Annotated in this window: 19 protein-coding genes; 9 read left to right on the top strand and 10 right to left on the bottom strand. The window is 59.7% G+C overall.

Annotated elements, in window-relative coordinates:
- Positions 1–42 precede the first annotated feature (42 nt).
- On the bottom strand, positions 43–2856 hold the full coding sequence (uvrA, locus tag AC2D8O_RS08585) for an excinuclease ABC subunit UvrA (RefSeq protein WP_484678409.1): 2814 nt from the start codon (positions 2854–2856) through the stop codon (positions 43–45).
- Between the two features lie 208 nt (positions 2857–3064).
- On the opposite strand from uvrA, the gene AC2D8O_RS08590 reads away from it, so the two are divergent.
- The 3 genes from AC2D8O_RS08590 (at position 3065) to AC2D8O_RS08600 (ending at position 5689) form a co-directional block, all read left to right on the top strand.
- A complete protein-coding gene (locus AC2D8O_RS08590; protein WP_484678410.1) occupies positions 3065–3673 on the top strand; it encodes an RNA polymerase sigma factor in 609 nt (202 codons plus the stop codon).
- Between the two features lie 70 nt (positions 3674–3743).
- Entirely contained in the window at positions 3744–4457 is a 714-nt protein-coding gene (gene nth, locus AC2D8O_RS08595) for an endonuclease III (RefSeq protein WP_484678411.1), read from the top strand.
- The gene (locus AC2D8O_RS08600) at positions 4454–5689 is read left to right on the top strand and encodes a GlmU family protein (protein ID WP_484678412.1); all 1236 of its coding nucleotides are present in this window, start codon (positions 4454–4456) and stop codon (positions 5687–5689) included. The genes nth and AC2D8O_RS08600 overlap by 4 nt, the downstream gene beginning before the upstream one ends.
- A 15-nt stretch (positions 5690–5704) precedes the next feature.
- Here AC2D8O_RS08600 and AC2D8O_RS08605 read toward each other — a convergent pair whose 3' ends face one another.
- The 3 genes from AC2D8O_RS08605 to AC2D8O_RS08615 are packed head-to-tail and all read right to left on the bottom strand — an operon-like array spanning position 5705 to position 7199.
- Positions 5705–6166: a hypothetical protein gene (locus AC2D8O_RS08605; protein ID WP_484678413.1), complete on the bottom strand. Its 462-nt coding sequence runs from the start codon at positions 6164–6166 to the stop codon at positions 5705–5707.
- 15 nt (positions 6167–6181) lie between these two features.
- Positions 6182–6796: a hypothetical protein gene (locus AC2D8O_RS08610; protein WP_484678414.1), complete on the bottom strand. Its 615-nt coding sequence runs from the start codon at positions 6794–6796 to the stop codon at positions 6182–6184.
- Positions 6797–6845: 49 nt separating this feature from the next.
- Positions 6846–7199 (bottom strand): carboxymuconolactone decarboxylase family protein, encoded by a 354-nt coding sequence (locus AC2D8O_RS08615; RefSeq protein ID WP_484678415.1) that lies wholly within the window; start codon positions 7197–7199, stop codon positions 6846–6848.
- Between the two features lie 85 nt (positions 7200–7284).
- Between AC2D8O_RS08615 and AC2D8O_RS08620 the strand changes: the two genes are divergently transcribed.
- The 6 genes from AC2D8O_RS08620 to AC2D8O_RS08645 all read left to right on the top strand — a co-directional run bounded on the left by AC2D8O_RS08620 (position 7285) and on the right by AC2D8O_RS08645 (position 13371).
- Positions 7285–7980 carry an energy transducer TonB gene (locus AC2D8O_RS08620; protein ID WP_484678416.1) on the top strand — a complete coding sequence of 232 codons (696 nt, stop codon included), beginning with the start codon at positions 7285–7287 and terminating at the stop codon, positions 7978–7980.
- On the top strand, positions 7977–8273 hold the full coding sequence (locus AC2D8O_RS08625) for an STAS domain-containing protein (RefSeq protein ID WP_484678417.1): 297 nt from the start codon (positions 7977–7979) through the stop codon (positions 8271–8273). The genes AC2D8O_RS08620 and AC2D8O_RS08625 overlap by 4 nt, the downstream gene beginning before the upstream one ends.
- Before the next feature lie 89 nt (positions 8274–8362).
- A complete protein-coding gene (gene ffh, locus AC2D8O_RS08630) occupies positions 8363–9712 on the top strand; it encodes a signal recognition particle protein (protein WP_484678418.1) in 1350 nt (449 codons plus the stop codon).
- A gap of 107 nt (positions 9713–9819) precedes the next feature.
- Positions 9820–11472: a helix-hairpin-helix domain-containing protein gene (locus AC2D8O_RS08635; protein WP_484678419.1), complete on the top strand. Its 1653-nt coding sequence runs from the start codon at positions 9820–9822 to the stop codon at positions 11470–11472.
- A 23-nt stretch (positions 11473–11495) separates the two neighbouring features.
- The gene (locus tag AC2D8O_RS08640; protein WP_484678420.1) at positions 11496–12380 is read left to right on the top strand and encodes a hypothetical protein; all 885 of its coding nucleotides are present in this window, start codon (positions 11496–11498) and stop codon (positions 12378–12380) included.
- Positions 12367–13371: a glycosyltransferase family 9 protein gene (locus tag AC2D8O_RS08645; protein ID WP_484678421.1), complete on the top strand. Its 1005-nt coding sequence runs from the start codon at positions 12367–12369 to the stop codon at positions 13369–13371. Before AC2D8O_RS08640 ends, AC2D8O_RS08645 begins: the two co-directional genes overlap by 14 nt.
- On the opposite strand, the gene AC2D8O_RS08650 is transcribed toward AC2D8O_RS08645, so the two are convergent.
- From AC2D8O_RS08650 to AC2D8O_RS08675, 6 genes are read right to left on the bottom strand one after another with little or no spacing between them, the layout of a single operon-like run.
- A complete protein-coding gene (locus AC2D8O_RS08650; RefSeq protein WP_484678422.1) occupies positions 13364–13756 on the bottom strand; it encodes a hypothetical protein in 393 nt (130 codons plus the stop codon). The two genes, AC2D8O_RS08645 and AC2D8O_RS08650, sit on opposite strands and share 8 nt — an antisense overlap.
- 7 nt (positions 13757–13763) lie before the next feature.
- Entirely contained in the window at positions 13764–14546 is a 783-nt protein-coding gene (locus AC2D8O_RS08655; RefSeq protein ID WP_484678423.1) for a hypothetical protein, read from the bottom strand.
- Positions 14543–15211, bottom strand: a complete 669-nt coding sequence (locus AC2D8O_RS08660) for a rhomboid family intramembrane serine protease (RefSeq protein WP_484678424.1) — start codon at positions 15209–15211, stop codon at positions 14543–14545. The genes AC2D8O_RS08655 and AC2D8O_RS08660 overlap by 4 nt, the downstream gene beginning before the upstream one ends.
- Positions 15184–15741 carry a cob(I)yrinic acid a,c-diamide adenosyltransferase gene (locus tag AC2D8O_RS08665; RefSeq protein WP_484678425.1) on the bottom strand — a complete coding sequence of 186 codons (558 nt, stop codon included), beginning with the start codon at positions 15739–15741 and terminating at the stop codon, positions 15184–15186. Before AC2D8O_RS08665 ends, AC2D8O_RS08660 begins: the two co-directional genes overlap by 28 nt.
- A gap of 8 nt (positions 15742–15749) precedes the next feature.
- The gene (locus AC2D8O_RS08670) at positions 15750–16595 is read right to left on the bottom strand and encodes a hypothetical protein (RefSeq protein ID WP_484678426.1); all 846 of its coding nucleotides are present in this window, start codon (positions 16593–16595) and stop codon (positions 15750–15752) included.
- Positions 16595–17251 carry a CoA transferase subunit B gene (locus AC2D8O_RS08675; RefSeq protein ID WP_484678427.1) on the bottom strand — a complete coding sequence of 219 codons (657 nt, stop codon included), beginning with the start codon at positions 17249–17251 and terminating at the stop codon, positions 16595–16597. Before AC2D8O_RS08675 ends, AC2D8O_RS08670 begins: the two co-directional genes overlap by 1 nt.
- Positions 17252–17254: the final 3 nt, after the last annotated feature.

Below are 17254 nucleotides of genomic sequence, written 5' to 3' on the forward strand. Positions count from 1 at the left end.
GCGGGAAGTCCCAATATAGCCCTTTTTCGGCATTTCTGCTGCCTACTTCCGTGCTTTGCCGTTTTTGGGAGCCGCACCTGCTGGCAGTTTGGGAGCCAGGTAGTGGGCTGTGTACGAGGCTTCTACCACCAGCAGGCCTTCGGTTACGCCGCTGTACAGCAGTTGGCCACCGCCGTTGCCGCCTTCGGGGCCAATGTCTACCAGCCAGTCGGCGCTCTTGATCACCTCCAGGTTGTGCTCGATGATCATGACGGTGTTGCCCTGGTCCACCAGGCGGTTGAGTACGCGCAGCAGCTTGGCCACGTCGTGGAAGTGCAGGCCGGTGGTGGGCTCGTCGAAGAGGTAGAGGGTGTGCTTGCCATCCTGCCGCTCCAGAAAACTGGCCAGCTTCAGGCGCTGGGCTTCCCCACCCGACAGCGTGCTGGTGCTCTGGCCCAGCCGCACGTAGCCCAGGCCTACGTCGGCCAGCTGTTGCAGACGCTGCACAATCTTGGGCTTGCCGCTGAAGAACGCCAGCGACTCGTCTACCGACAGTTCCAGCACCTCGAAGATGTTGCGGCCGTTGTACTTCACTTCCAGCACCATGTCTTTGAAGCGTCGCCCGCCGCAGGTCTCGCAGGTCAGTTTTACGTCGGGCAGAAACTGCATGGGCACCGTCACCATGCCTTCGCCGAGGCAGGTTTCGCACCGGCCCGAGGCCACGTTGAAGCTGAAGTGCGCTGGCTTCAGCTGGCGGTCTTTCGAAGCAGGCAGACTGGCAAACAGCTCGCGGATGTGGTCGTAGGCACCCACATAGGTCACGGGGTTGCTGCGCTGGTTTTTGCCGATGACGTGCTGGTCTACCATCTCGATGTGCTGAATCATCTGCACGTCGCCTTCCAGCGCGGTGTGTTCGCCCGGCTTCTCGGAACTGGGCATGCCAATGGCCCGCGCCAGCGCCGGGTGCAGTATCTGCTTCACCAGTGTAGACTTGCCGCTGCCCGATACGCCCGTCACCACCGACAGCACCCCCAGCGGGAAGCGGACGTCTATGTGCTTCAAGTTGTTTTCGCGGGCGCCCTTCAGTTCCAGATAGCCCAGGGGCTTGCGGCGAATGCTGGGTACGGGAATCTCTTCTACGCCTGTCAGGTACTTGCCTGTCAGGCTGTTGGGGTTGGCTACTACTTCTTTCCAGGTGCCTTCGGCTACAATGGTGCCGCCAAACTCACCGGCTTCGGGGCCTACGTCTACGAGCCAGTCGGCCCGCTGCATGATGGCCTCGTCGTGTTCCACCACCAGCACGGTGTTGCCCATGTTGCGCAGGTTCTCCAGCACGGAAATGAGCCGGTCGCCGTCACGGGGGTGCAGACCAATGGAGGGCTCGTCGAGGATGTAGAGCGAGCCCGTGAGGTTGCTGCCCAGCGACGTCGCCAGGTTGATGCGCTGCGTTTCGCCGCCTGAGAGCGTGTTCACTTTGCGGCTCAGGTTCAGGTAGCCCAGCCCTACGTCGCAGAGGTATTGCAGCCGCGAGCGGATTTCCACCAGCAGGCGCGCCGACACCTGGGCCTCGTAGGGCGTCAGGCTCAGCGTCTGGAAGGTTTCGCGCAGCTCGCTCACCGACTGCCGCAGGAAGTCGGCGATGGTCTTATGGTCTACCTGCACGTACAGGGCTTCCTTGCGCAGACGGCTGCCACCACATTCCGGGCACACGGCGTAGCCACGGTAGCGGGCCGCCATCACACGGTACTGGATCTTGTGCGCCTGCGACTCCACGTCGCGGAAAAAGTCGCGGATGCCCGCTACCTCGCGGTTGCCGTCCCACAGCAACTTCTTCTCGGCGTCCGACAGCTCGAAGTAGGCGCGGTGCACCGGGAAGTCGTACTGTAAGGCGGCCTTTACGAAGTCCTTCTTCCACTGGCTCAGCACGGGGCCCTTCCAGGGGGCTACGGCATCGTCAAACACCGACTTGTTCTTGTCCGGAATCACCAGATCAGGGTCTATGCCCATCACGCGGCCAAAGCCCTCGCAGGTGGGGCATGCGCCGTAGCTGTTGTTGAAGTTGAAGAGCGCCATGGTAGGCCGCTCAAACACAAGGCCGTCCAGCTCAAACCGCTCGGAGAACATGCGGCCCTCGCCCGTGGCACTGTGCAGACGGCAGCTGCCGCCGCCCTCGTTGAAGGCGGTCTGCACCGAGTCGGCGATACGGTGTGCAAAATCGTCATCCATCTCTGCCGATATGGCAAAGCGGTCAATCATCAGCGTCAATGTGGCAGTCTTTCCCTTGATGGAGACCTTTCCGGCCAGCAGCTCCTCAATGTCTATGGGCTGCTCGCCGTCCCACACGCGGGTGAAGCCTTTTTGAAGGCTGATTTCCAGTTCCTTAAGCAGGTCGCGGCCCGTCGGTGGCAGGTCAGCCAGGAGGTACAGGCGGCTGCCCGCAGGCTGGGAAAGTATGTAGTTGACGACGTCTGTGACGCTGTCGCTGGTCACCTCCTGCCCCGAAACGGGTGAGATGGTTTTACCAATGCGCGCAAACAGAAGCCGCAGATAGTCAAGTATTTCCGTGACAGACCCTACCGTAGAGCGGGGGTTGGACGAGATGGCCCGCTGCTCGATGGCGATGGCTGGCGACAGGCCGTGGATGAAGTCGACATCGGGCTTCTGCATGCGGGAGAGAAACTGCCGCGCATACGACGACAAACTTTCCACATACCTCCGATGCCCCTCGGCGTAGAGGGTGTCGAAAACGAGAGAGGATTTACCGCTCCCGCTCACGCCAGTGAACACAACCAGTTGATCACGAGGAATTTTTAGCTCTACGTTCTTAAGGTTGTGCACACGGGCACCACGGATATGGAGGAGATTGCTGGGCTTCACTGTCGCTAGTTACGTCAGGGCTTTGACAATTATTTGAAACTCTGTGCCACGGCTTTTGTTTAGTTTTGTAGTGGCACACGATTTGAAACTACGGATAACGTCAGTCATTGCTCAGATTCGTATGCCCGCAGTCACATTTTGGCATCGAACCAACAACCAGCCTATGGGAAAAGTTTGACTAGTGATTGGCCTTTAACCTACTCTGACCGTGAAAACGCAAATCGCCTCACTGGCCCATCTCGAAGACAAGGAACTGGTGAACGTGTTCGTCGCCGGTAACAAGCGTGCTTTTGAGCTGCTGGTGCGTCGCCATAAAGCGAAAATTTTCTCGACGATCCTTCAAATCGTGAAGGACCGTACGATAGCCGAGGACCTCTATCAGGAGACGCTGATCAAGATCATCAACGTCATCCAGGAAGGGCGTTACAATGAAGAGGGCAAGTTTCTGCCCTGGGCGCTCCGCGTGGCCCGCAACCTCTCCATCGACTACTTCCGCAAGGAAAAGCGCAACCCACAGATCAAGAACACGGATGCGCTGATGATGATGGAAAACGTGTTCCGGACCGACGACAGCATGGAGAAAGCCATGATAAGGGACGAAAACACCCGCTATGTGCGCAAGCTCATTAACCTACTGCCCGAAAAGCAGAAGGAAGTGCTCATCATGCGGCACTATAACGACATGAGCTTCAAGGAGATTGCACAGCTCACCAACGTGAGTATCAACACCGCGCTGGGTCGTATGCGCTATGCCCTTGTCAACCTGCGCAAACTGGTGGACCAAGGCAGCAAGGCCATTCGCAAAATGGAGCAATAAGCAATTCTCTGTACACCGCCATTCATCAAATGCCCGGTTTGTCAGCCGGGCATTTGCCGTATTTTGCAGCATGACCCGCAAGCAGCGCGCCGACGCCGCCCTGGAGTATTTTCAGGCACAGTATCCGGCCCCGGAAACCGAACTGCACTACGAAAACCCCTTCCAGCTGCTGGTGGCCGTGGTGCTCTCGGCCCAGTGCACCGACGTGCGCGTCAACCTCACCACGCCTGCGCTCTTCGCCCGTTTCCCTGACGCCCAGGCCCTGTCCAGCGCCACCTTCGACGACGTCTTCCCGCTCATCCGCAGCATCTCCTACCCCAACAACAAGGCCAAGCACCTCATCGGGCTGGGCAAAATGTTGGTAGAGAAGCACAACGGACAGGTGCCCGGCACCATGGAAGAACTGGTGGCACTGCCCGGCGTAGGCCGCAAAACTGCCAACGTCATCCTCTCTGTTGCGTTTGATGAAGCAGCGCTGGCGGTAGATACCCACGTGTTCCGCGTGGCCAATCGCATTGGCCTCACCCAAAGCAGCAACCCACTCCAGACCGAAAAGCAGCTGGTGGCCCTCTTCCCGCACGACCTGCTGGGCGTGGCGCACCATTGGCTCATCCTGCATGGCCGCTATGTGTGCAAGGCCCGCAACCCCGGCTGCGACAAATGCGGCCTGACAGCCGTGTGCAAGTTTCATGCGCAGGTAGTGGCCAAGGGAAAGCCCATTCCGGTTACTACCAAAACGCGCAAGCGTCCCAACCCTTCCTCCGACACACTCCCACTGCAATGAACTATCTGGTCTTTGAAGACGAGCACAGCGCCGACCTGCTGCCCCTCACCTATACCCGCCCGGCCTGGGACCTTCGCTGTGGCATATTGACTGTCAGGGCCAAATGGGCCCACGCCCTTGGCATGGCTTACGAACCTCTGGCCGCACACACTGGAACCGCCTGGTTGAAAAGCCGTTATCAGCAGATGCCACTGGCGGGCGAAGTCGTCTGCATCAATGGCCGCTATTTCCCCAACAGCGAGTGGCTCTCGCGCATTCTGCCCTCGCTGGAAGCCAATACCGGGCTGGTGTCCCCCACGGGCGAGCTGCTGGCCCTGCGCTCCACTGTCAGCACCCTGCTGCCGTTTGTGGGCTACTGGTCTGCCAACGTGCTGGACGAAGTGCTGAAGCTGAAACCCTATCACCCTACCACAGAGCTGCCTTGTCTGCGCTATACCTGGGATGTCTTCCGACATAACAAAGCCCAGATCGAGGCTGACTTCGACGTGGTGACCGCCGGACGAACCTCCGCGCCCATCACAGACCAGCACACGCGTGTGTACAACCCCTCGCGCATCTTTCTCGAGCCTGGCGTGAAGCTGCGCGCCGCCGTCCTGAATGCCGAGAGCGGCCCCATCTATCTGGGAGAAGGCGCCGAGGTACAGGAACTGGCAGTGGTATCTGGCGCACACGCCATCATGAGTCACAGTGTGGTGAATGTAGGCGCCAAGCTGCGCGGCGACACCACCGTAGGCCCCTACTGCAAGGTGGGCGGAGAAGTAAGCAACAGCCTGTTCTACGGCTACAGCAACAAGGGCCACGATGGCTTCGTGGGTAACTCGGTGCTGGGGGCCTGGTGCAACCTGGGTGCCGACACCAACACCTCTAACCTGAAGAACAACTACAGCCAGGTGCGGGTATACAGCCACCGCGAGGGCAAGGACGTCAACACGGGGCTCACCTTCTGTGGGCTGGTGATGGGCGACCACTCCAAGGCGGGCATCAACACCATGTTCAACACCGGGACGGTGGTGGGTGTGGCCGCCAATGTGTTCGGCGGGGGGTTTCCGCCCAAGTTCATCCCCTCGTTCAGCTGGGGTGGCGCCGACGGGCTGGACACTTTCCAGCTGGAAAAGGCCTACGAAGTGGCCGAGCGCATGATGACCCGGCGCAGCATCCGCTTCGACCTGGAGGAAAAGACCATTCTGGACGCTGTGTTTGCGGCTACAGCCGGGCAGCGGAAAGACAGCTGAGCAATCGGCTGGGGCTCAGGCCGTGGGGTATGTCAGTTGGTCCAGCCGACGGTAGAAGTAGAGCGTGCCCAGCACGGTGAGAATCACATAAGCCCCAGCGAACCAGGGCATTTCCATCATGAGGAGGATGGGCAGAAAGAGGCTGTAGGGCAGATAGCCTTCTACCTGCCACTGGCCGGGGTCTGTCTGGCGCAGAATGCCGTGGTGGCCCAGAATCCGCCACAGGCGGCCACGGAATGCCACTGTAAGCATGTCGAGACGGAGGAGGTCGAAAGCGGCATCCGGCAGGGGTTTCCAGTGGCTGTCGGCGTCGGCCAGCTGGTTCAGGCGGCGTTTGCGTCCCTCGCCGTCCAGCAAGGCGCGGTAGCACACGATGCCATAGCGCAAATAGCCGGGGGTGCCTTTGTGCAGCGCCCACACTTCCAGCAGGTGGCAGAGCAGCCACAGGACAGCCACGGGTATAGCCCAGTCGCTCATTTATGATACTCTAGATTAGGGTTGGCTGGTTGTTACCGTCCAGCGATAGGTGGGATACCCCTGCCCTGTGATACACACAGTGAAGGCAGGAGGCAAATCGACGGAAAGATAGTGCGTCTGGGTTCCGGAAAATTTGTAAGCGCCCATGCCCATTACTTTTTTGAAGTTGGCACGGGCGTCTATGGACAGCGTGTGCAGCACCTTGCCCTCAATAGAGAGCACCTGGCATTCCAACGGGGCAGCTGGCACATCCTTTTCCCGGACAAAGAAGAACACCAGTTGTATGGAAGAGAGCGGGCTCTGGGCTTTCAGCTTGGCAATGAGGCCCCTGACAGCAGCATGCATTTCAGTATCGGCTTCAAGGCCGGGCAGCAGAGCTTCCATTTCTCCTATGGAGGTTGCTTTGCTACGCCAGCGCATGTGCATGGTGCGTGCGCTAGGCGAAACTGGTGCTACCTTCAGCTCGTATACCGCGGGATCCTTGCCACTGGCCAGAAGATAGGAATACGGCACGCCTACAGGCACTGCCGAAGTGGAAAAGGGGTAATACTGTTCGTCTGAGAGCTGACCATGGGCTGGCTGTACCAGCAGCATCAACAGCGCCAACACACAGAAAAGGCGGAACATCATACACTTAAAAGTAGGAAGCTCCGCCGGAGTCTGCGCCACTGGAATGGAATTACTGGGCGGTTTCGCGGCCCAGTGCGGCGTCGAGAAACTCAAACGCACGGCGCATGTGTGGAATGACGATGGTGCCGCCCACCACCAGCGAGATTTCGAAGGTTTCTACGATCTGCTTTTCGGTGGCGCCCACGCTGAGGGCCTGGCCAATGTGATACTTAACGCAGTCGTCGCAGCGGAGCACCAGCGAGGCACAGAGGCCCAGCAGTTCCTTGGTGACGGCATCCAGGGCAGCAGGCTCATAGGCCTGCGCGTCAACGGAATACACGCGCTTGATGACGCGCGAGTCGCTGTTGAGAATACGCTCGTTCATACGCGAGCGATAGGCATTGAACTGATCGACGAGGCTCATCGGGACGGGAAAGTCGTAATTTCGGAGTGACTATGGGCCCCCAGTGTTGCGGAGCCCGAGGCAAAGAACTGCATTTTAGCTGCAAATGATTCAACGTATACTCCTGTTTCTGGTAATCGTGGCGCTGCCAGCCGTGACGATGGCCCAATCACCTCCGATGGCCGACCCCATGACCGCCGGGAAGAAGATTTATGCCATGCCGGTTAATATCAAGCAGTTGGTCACGAACATGAAAATACCGGCGGAGCTGGGTCTGGCTGATACAGCCAAATATGGTGTATGTGTTTTCATCGTGACGCTGCAACCCAATGGTGAGTACCTGGGCCATCGCATCACCTCTTGCGCGGGCAACCTGTTTCCTTATTTCATGGAGGAAATAAAGCAGGTGCGCTATGTGGTGCCGAAAGAATTAGGAGCTACTGCCAATCTGGAAGCCCAGGTGGCGCTCTTTTACCCTGCCCCCGATCCACAAGAACCCGACCCGAAAGCCGACGTATTTGTGCCCTACCAGGTGCAGAGCCAGCCGTTGAACAAGCAGGAGGTACTTGAGAAAATAGGGTTTCCGACGCTGGCCCGCCAGCGTGGGGAGATTGGCCGCGTAGTAGTTCGCGTATTGGTGGACGGCTACGGCTATTATCTTGAGCACGAGGTGATCAGCGCACCAGGCCCCATTCTGCAGGGCGCCGTGGAAGACAACCTGTATCAGCTGCGCTTCCTGCCTGCTTTCCTGAACAATCGCCCGGCCAAAGCCTGGGTAACCATGAACTTTGACTTCAAGTGACCACCCGGCACACGCTCACTGGTGACCTGCCGCTGGACACCTGTCAGGCACTGATGGAAGTGCTGACCACCCTGCCCTTTGACGTGGAGCTGGACATGGGCGACTGCGACATCAGCGACGGGCGCAGCATGGCCGCCCTCACGGCTGGACTGAAGCAGGTGCTGGCCGCACAGCGTCGCGTTACCCTCGCCGCACCGCCGCAGCTGGTGGTGCACAACCTTTACCGAATAGGCTTTTACCCCCACCCGCTGCTGACCGTAACCGACCTGCGGCAGGACGAAGCCTACGGCTGAGAACAACTGACTTGACAAGCAACTGACGCCGCATGCAAAGCGTGGGGCTGAATCCGTTATCTTTGCACTCCCCGGAATTCTGATTCTGCATGTTCGACAATCTCTCCAGTAACCTGGACCGCGCGATACGCACGCTGCGCGGCCAAGGGAAAATCAGTGAAATCAACGTAGCCGAGACGGTACGCGAAATTCGCCGTGCCCTGCTCGACGCCGACGTAAACTATAAGGTAGCCAAGGACTTCACCGACAAAGTGAAGGAAAAGGCCCTGGGCCAGGACGTGCTGATAGCCGTAAGCCCCGGCGAGCTGCTCACCAAGATCGTGTACGACGAACTGGTGCAGCTGATGGGTGTGCGGAACGAGGGCCTCGTGATGGCCAAGAACCCGCCGACGGTAATCCTGATGGCAGGTCTACAGGGTTCGGGTAAAACGACGTTCTCGGCCAAACTGGCTAAGTTTCTGAAGAGCAAGGGCAAGTCGGTGATGCTGGCAGCTGCCGACGTTTACCGCCCTGCGGCCATTGACCAGCTGGAAACACTGGGCCAGCAGATCGAAGTGCCGGTGCACGCCGAGCGTGGCAACAACAACCCCGTAGACATTGCCAAGAACGCCATAGCGGAAGCCAAAAAGCAGAACCGCGACACGGTAATCATCGATACCGCGGGCCGTCTGGCTGTGGACGAGGAGATGATGGCCCAGATCGAGGCCATCAAGAAGGCAGTGAACCCGAACGAAATCCTTTTCGTGGTGGACGCCATGACAGGCCAGGACGCCGTAAACACGGCGCAGGCCTTCAATGAGCGGCTTGACTTCACTGGCGTGGTGCTGACCAAGATGGACGGCGACACCCGCGGCGGTGCGGCGCTTTCCATCCGCACGGTGGTGAACAAGCCCATCAAGTTTGTGGGCACCGGCGAAAAGATGGACGCGGTGGACTTTTTCCACCCCGACCGTATGGCCAGCCGTATTCTGGGCATGGGCGACGTGGTGACGCTGGTAGAGCGCGCCCAGCAGCAGTTTGACCAGGAGCAGGCCGAAAAGCTGCAGAAGAAGCTGCGCAAGAATCAGTTCGATTTTGAGGACTTTCTGGAGCAGCTGGGCACCATCAAGAAGATGGGCAGCATTAAAGACCTGGTGGGCATGATTCCCGGCGTGGGCAAGCAGCTGAAAGACGTTGAGATCAACGAAGACGCCTTCAAGCAGACCGAAGCCATTATTTACTCGATGACGCTGGAGGAGCGCCGCCGCCCAGACATCATCGATGGGTCGCGCCGCCGCCGTATTGCTGCTGGTAGTGGCACCACCATTCAGGAGGTGAACCAACTGCTGAAGCAGTTCAACGACATGCGCAAGATGATGAAGACCATGAACAAGTTGGCCGGTGGCGGCCGGAGCATGGCTGCCATGAAGAACATACAGGGCATGATGGGCCGCCGATAAGCCGCGCTCGTTTGCTGAAATACGCGAAAGGCAGCCCGAAATGGCTGCCTTTTTGCTTGGGTAAGCGCCCGGCAGCCTAACTTCACTCCCGCACCGATATCCACCCCATGACCAACGACCAGATAGCCGACGCCATAGCCCTGACCGCCAAGCTGATGGAGCTGACTGGCGAGAGCAGCTTCAAGGTGAAAGCCTACGACAATGCCGCCGATGCGCTGTATAAAGTGGACGAGAGTATTGCCGATACGCTGCGGGCGGGCAAGCCCCTGGAGATTGAAGGGGTGGGCAGCAGCACTGCCACGGCCATACGCCAGCTGGTGGAGACCGGTACCACGCCCGTGCTGGACAAGCTGAAGGCCGAGGTGCCCGCAGGGGTAATAGAGCTGTCGAAGATACGGGGGCTGGGGCCCAAGAAGCTGGTGAGCCTGTGGAAGGAGCATGGCATCACCACGCCGGAGGGCCTGCACCAGAGCATCGTAGAAGGCAAGCTGGAGAAGATGAAAGGCTTTGGGGCCAAAAGCGCGCAGGGCATATACGACTCGCTGACGTACTACTTTGCCCACCGTGGCAGCATGCGCCTGGACATAGCCGAGCGACTGGCCCGGCAGGTGCGGCGCGCGCTGGAAACCCTGCCCGGCATAATGCTGGAAGTGACAGGCGACCTGCGCCGCTGGATGCCCGTAGTGAGCAAACTGGAGTGGGTGGCCGCCGGTGCCACCGCCGAGCAAATAGTCGACGCACTGAACGCCAGCGAAATACACTTTGAGGAAGTGCAGCTTTCTGGCGCGCAGGTAACAGGGCTGACGGCCAAACTGCAACAGGTGGTGGTGCACTGTTCTGACAAACAGCACTTTGCCGCCCTGCTGGCCGTAACGACGGGCCCAGAGGCACTGGGCAAGCAGTTGAACGCCAGCAGCGCCGCCAGCAGTGAAGAAGCCGTTTTTGCTGAAGCGGGGCTGCGATACGTAGCGCCCGAGCTGCGCGACCTGCCGCTGGCCGATCTGCCTGCCACACTGCCCCGCCTGGTGGAGTTGGCCGACATCCGGGGGATTCTGCACACCCACTCGACGTGGAGCGACGGCACCCGCACCCTGCGCGACATGGCAGAAGCCTGCAAAGCCGCTGGTTATCAATACCTCGGCATCAGCGACCACAGCCGCACCGCAGCCTATGCGGGTGGCCTGTCAATCGAGCGGGTGGCGGCCCAGCACGCCGAAATAGACACGCTGAATGCAGCACTGGGCAGCAGTTTCCGCATCTTCAAGGGTATCGAGAGCGACATACTGGTGAACGGCGACCTAGACTATCCGGCGGAGGTGCTGGAGACGTTCGACTTTGTGGTGGCGAGCATTCACTCGGGCTTCCAGATGGATGTAGAGGCGGCGACCACGCGGCTGATTCGGGCCATCGAAAACCCCTACACGCGCATACTGGGCCACATGACCGGGCGTCTGCTGCTGGCCCGCGAAGGCTACCCTATCGACCACAAGCGCGTGATAGACGCCTGCGCCGCCAATGGCGTAGCCATAGAACTGAACAGCGACCCCTATCGGCTGGACATCGACTGGACCTGGATACCCTACGCCTTAAAACAGGGGGTGTGGATATCGCTGAACCCGGATGCCCACAATGCAGAAGACATCGGCTACGTACGCTATGGCGTGCTGGTAGGGCGCAAGGGCTTGTTGCCCGTGACCCGTACCCTGAACGCGCTGGACTTGGACGCATTTGAACAGTGGCTGCGGAACAAAAAGGGCTAACTTTGCTGCCCCTGACAACAAACATGCGAACCCTGGCGACTGTAGTGCTCCTGCTGCTGATGGCAGGGTGCGGCCCAACGCTTGAGCGGCAGGGCGTACCATTGTGGGCCAGCAGCCAGCTGGCAGGCCAGACGGCCAGCGAATTGAGCCAGCATGCAAAGCAGTTGAGCCAGCTTGGCTTCAAGGGCCTGGCGCTGGAAGTGCCGCTGCGGGCCGATGCTGATGGATTGCCCAGTACGAGCCCCAGCACCGACAGTACGATTGCCCAGCTGAAAAACCTGAACACCAATGGCCTGCAGCTGGCAATTGTACTTACCCGCGAACACCACGATTCGTTGTTCCGTGCTGGGAAGCAAGTGCAGACCGAAGCATGGTTCGCCCGCCTGAAAGCCCAGACAGAGTATCTGCTGGCGGCCCTACCCCTTCAGCCCGTCCATGTGGTACTTGGGGTAGACTATTCTGAGATGGAGCCGTATGGCGCGCAGTGGAAACAGCTGACAGACAGCCTGAAAGCCCGCCACCCTGGCATCGTGTGGCTGTATGCCGCCAGCGACTACCGCACCCCCTACCTGGGCCTGTGGGCTGCCTTTGACGGCATGGCCATCTGCGCAACGCAGGCACCCGACGGCAACTGGAAAACCTATGCCCGCAAGGTGCATCAGCGTATCAGCGAAATGGCTGTACGTTACCAAAAGCCAGTGTATCTGGTGCAGAGCAACCTGCTGGGCGATGACCGAATGCTGCAACTGAAGAACCAATTACGGTTCTGGGACGATAAGATTGAGGTGCGCTGCCTGACCCTGAACACCTTGTACCCTACGCCGGCCCCTCTGGAAAGTGAGAGCTACTTTGGGCTGGCAGCGGACGAACCCGTAATGGACTACCTGCGGAGCTATGCGGAAGAATAAGCTGAAACTGCTGGTGATCCGCCTGAGCAGCATGGGTGACATCGTGCTGACCTCGCCAGTACTGCGGGCGCTGAAAGATGGCTTGCCCCAGCTTGAGTTGCACTTTCTGGTGAAGCCGCAGTTTGTGGATGTCATCCGTCACAACCCTCGTGTAGACAAACTGCACATCTACCAAAAGGAAAAAGAGGCGCTGAAGACACTTACAGAACAGCTCAACGCCGAACGTTACGATGCCGTGCTGGACTTGCAGGGTTCGATGAGAAGCTGGCGACTGTGCCGGGCGCTGAAGGGCGTGCCGCGCCATACCTTCCCGAAACGCAACTGGGAAAAGTGGCAGATGGTTAACCTGGGCCGCAAGACAGGCGTAGAACACATTGTGGAGCGCTATGCCGAAGTGCTGAAGCCCTTTGGCCTGAAGCTGGACGAAGCCGGATTGGAATTTCCATTGCCAATGCCGGCCATCACAACCGCTGAAACAGCCCTTCAGGACTTTGCACAAAACCCAGTAGCGGTGGTACTGGGCGCCACCCACGGCACCAAACGCTGGCCCACTGCCTACCATGCCGAGCTGGCCAATGCCATAGGAGAGCCCGTGCTGCTGTTGGGAGGAAAAAGCGAACTACCTGTCGTACAGGAGCTTGTTCGCCTGCTGAAGGTGCCTTATTACAACGCGGTGGGCAAGTATGACCTGGCGACATCTGCGGCGCTGATGAAGCACGCCCGCATGGTGGTGACACACGACACCGGCCTGATGCACATAGCAGCCGCCTTTGGGCAGCGCATTCTCAGCATCTGGGGCAGCACAGTGCCAGGCTTCGGCATGACGCCCTACCGGGTGGCTCATCTGATACTGCAAACCGACGGGCTGGGCTGCCGCCCCTGCACCAAGATTGGCTACGAGAAATGCCCGAAGGGGCACTTCAAGTGCATGAAACTGGCGACCCCGGCACTGGCGCTGCAACAGCTGCGCTGGGCCAAGTGGATCAGTTGATGCCCGTGGTGCGGGTATAGAAGAACTTGAGCAGGAAGAGGATAATGGCCTGCACCACTGCCAGGGTGAGCAGCATGCCGCCGGGCAGGAACTTCTTGCGGATGAGGAAGAGCCCGCCGCCTACCAAGCCCAGCGCCAGCGTGCCCCAAAGGGCGATGTTGAGGCCGGTGAAGTCGAACAGGTGCAGGGCCTCGTTGCGGCCGAGGTTGGACATTGGGAAGAGCACCACCCCGAACATGCACACAGCCGCAATCACCATGTAGACATAGCGCAGCACCTTGTCGGCCCCTTCCACCGTGGCGCGGCGGGTGAGGACGTAACCGTAAATCAGCAGGCCCACGCTGATGAGGATGGGCAGGAAGATGAGGTTATGGGCGTTGAACATGGAGGTGTCAGGGCAGAAGGTGTAGGACTGAAAGTTCGGTTTTTTCCTTGACATACACCACCCGTGGACCAATAGCTGAGAAGGTCTGTTGAGCCAGGCCATGGGCATTGGCAGCGATGATGTCGCGGAAAATGAGCTCGCGGTCACGGATGACGAGCAGCTCTATTCGATAGTACCCCGGCGCCAGCTGAAAGTGCGCGGCGATGACGGTATGAAGGGCGTCGGGCTGGAGGATATCGAGGCTGTGCACGGGCGGCTCGCCAGTGTGGTCGGTCACACGCTGGCTCACCCATGGCCAATGCGTATCGGAGGGCTGGAGGTTGAGTGGCGCTGTCAGAAGTGTAGCCGCAGGGGATTCCTGGTTCTGCTCAAGCTGTTTTCCACTGGCTGTATCTAGCCTTAACTGCGTCTGTGAAGCTTTGTCTAAAGCCACTATGGAAAGGCCATTAGACGCAACTTCCATTAACTGCCCATTTTCAAGTGTCCAGCGCTGTCGTCCTGACAGGTCCAGAGCTACCAGCGCCGCTACTTCGGGCAGCTCGGGCATACGGAGACGATGCAGCAACAGGGTTTCCGCGGCAACACCTGCCAGGAGGTACATACCATCGGCTGGTGCAGGAACAGGCGCCCCCTGTGTGTGGAGGGGTGCCAGATGCACCACCTGCCACAATGCCTGCTGTTGCTGCCGGGCACGAAGCTCAACCACCAGCCAGGTTGTGTCTGGGCTGGGCAACACGCGCCAGATCTGTTGGGGAAAAGCGAGGCGCTCAGGCGTCAGGGGTTGGGTCATGGGGGGAGGGGGGAGGCGGGAGGCTTGGGGAGGTGTAGGCGATAGTCCCAGACTTCAGGGGGCAGTTCGGTGCCGGAAGCTGGCGGTTCGGGTGGAGGGGGCGGTGGGTCCAGCCTGCGAAACAGAAAGGCACACCACACGCCCACACCAGCCCCGGCCAAATGGCTTTCCCACGACACGCCCGATTCCACTGGAAAGATACCCAGGAGAAAGCCCTGATTGAGCAGGAATAGAACAAAGGCCACGGACATGGCCGGGCGGTCGCGGCGCAGGATGCCGCTGGTCATGAGGAAAAGTAACAGGCCATAAAGCCAGCCGCTTGCCCCAAGATGATAAGATGGCCGGGCAATGAGGTAGACATATATGCCTGGCAGAAACCAGCAGACGGCCATCACGCGCAGGGCCGACTGCGGATAGCGGAAAACGAGGAACGCCAGCGCGGGAATCAGCCCGAACAGATTGGCAGCCAGATGGCCCCACGAGCCGTGAACGAGGGGTGCCGTAAAAACACCGACCCAGCCCCACACCGAACGTGGGTAGATAGCAAAAAAGCGGACCCACTGGGGCTGAAGTGTCCAGAGCAGCTGGAAGAGGACCAGCAGCAGTGTTACCAGCACCGACAGCCAGAAGGCGGGGCTCAGGCGTTGGGCTGGCGCGGATGCCATACCACTTCGGGAGTGCCGGCCCTGTGGCTGAGGGCGCGTGCGTAAACGAAGAACCAGTCGGACAGGCGGTTGAGGTAGGCCAGCACCAGGGGCTCAAGCTCTACCTCGCGGCTGAGGGCCACCACCAGACGCTCGGCGCGGCGGGTAACGGTGCGGCACACGTGCGATAGGCTGTTGGCAGGCAGACCGCCGGGCAACACGAAGTTCTTGAGTGGGGCCAGGTTCTGCTCGAAGGCGTCGATGGACAGTTCAAGGGCCTCGACGTCCTCGTTGTGGAGGTCGGGACGGAATACCTTGCTGCTGGCATCGTCTACGGCGAGGGTAGCACCGATGGTGAAGAGGCGGTCCTGAATGCCCTGTAGCACAGCGGCTTCGGGCTGGGTGTGAGGCTGGTCGCGGAGGAGGCCCACGAAGCAGTTGAGTTCATCGAGGGTACCGTAGGCCTCGATGCGGAGGTGGTCTTTGCTGACACGGGTGCCGCCAAGCAGGGAAGTTTCGCCGGCGTCGCCCTTGCGGGTATATACTTTCATGGCGGAAATCAGTTGCAGTAAGCCGCCGGACGCGCCGAAACGGGCAGCGGCAGCAGGGTAAAGGTACGACGTGCAAGGCCGCGACGGTAGCGCACCTGCACACCCCCACCCGATGCAGGAAACACCTGCACATCTGTGACGGCAAGTGGTAGTTCGGGGTTGTGGTACAGGGAAACGATGGACATACCTGCGGTGGTGTCCACGGGAATAACGAGTGAGTCAGCGGGGAGGGGTATGACCACCTGACCTACGACGAGACGGGTGACGGTGTTTTGGTCGTAGCGAGGTATGCGGACGGTACGGGTGGCAGGAACGCCCATACGCTGGGCAACATCTGGGGGGAGACTGATGGTGGCGGTTGTGGAATCGATGACTTTAGCACCCTCGGTACGGGTAATGCCAGGGACCTCCATTTCAAAGGTGCCGTTGCTGTCTGTAACACCACCCGCCAGACTGAAAAATCCAGAGCGGTCGAGAAACTCGCTGTAGAGGCGGGGCATGGGCCGCAGATGCCAAGGGTCATCGACCGCCTGAATGCGCAACCTGCTGGGCATGTTGGGCAGACGCTTGCCCACCTGTCGCAGACAGAAGGTGTCGCGAAGGGGCAAAGGAGTTAACGTCAGCTTACGAGTAGCCGGATCGCGGGTAACATTCCATAAGGTGGCTCGGCGGCCTTCGCGCAGGTAAAGCCGGGCCTGGGTAGAAGACAGTTCTTCCAGCCGCAGGAAAACCGAATCCTGGGCATAGCTGTAAATGCCACTACCCGCAGGGAAATAGGCCGACTGACAGGAAAAAGAAAGGACTGCCAGCAATGCCAGCAGTCCTTTGAGAATGTGTGCCGAGTAGAAACGCATCAGCTGAGGATCATTTCGGGGATGTCGCCTTCTACGATGAGGGTGCCAGCGGTTTTCTCGCGGATGGCATCGACCGAAACACCCGGCGCGCGTTCGCGGAGTTCGAAGCCGCGGGGCGTAATTTCGAGCACAGCGAGGTCGGACACCACCTTCTTCACGCAGCCCACTCCTGTGATAGGCAGGGTGCACTGCTTCAGCAGCTTGCTCTCGCCTTTGGGGTTGCAATGCTGCATGGCCACGATGATGTTCTTGGCTGCGGCTACGAGGTCCATTGCGCCGCCCATGCCCTTGATGAGCTTGCCGGGGATCTTCCAGTTGGCGATGTCGCCGGTTTCCGACACTTCCATCGCACCTAGTACGGTGAGGTGCACGTGCCCGCCGCGGATCATGGCGAAGCTCTCGGCGCTGTCGAAGAAGGCTGAGCCGGGGATGGTGGTGACGGTCTGCTTGCCGGCGTTGATGAGGTCAGGGTCTACCTCGCTCTCGAGGGGGAAGGGCCCGAGGCCGAGGATGCCGTTCTCGCTCTGAAGGACGACGTTGATGCCTTCGGGGATGTAGTTGGCCACCAGCGTGGGAATCCCGATGCCGAGGTTGACGTAATAGCCGTCCTTGAGCTCGCGGCTGATGCGGAATGCAATCTGTTCTTTGGTAAGCATGGG

Source organism: Pontibacter sp. T17 (genome assembly GCF_057219875.1).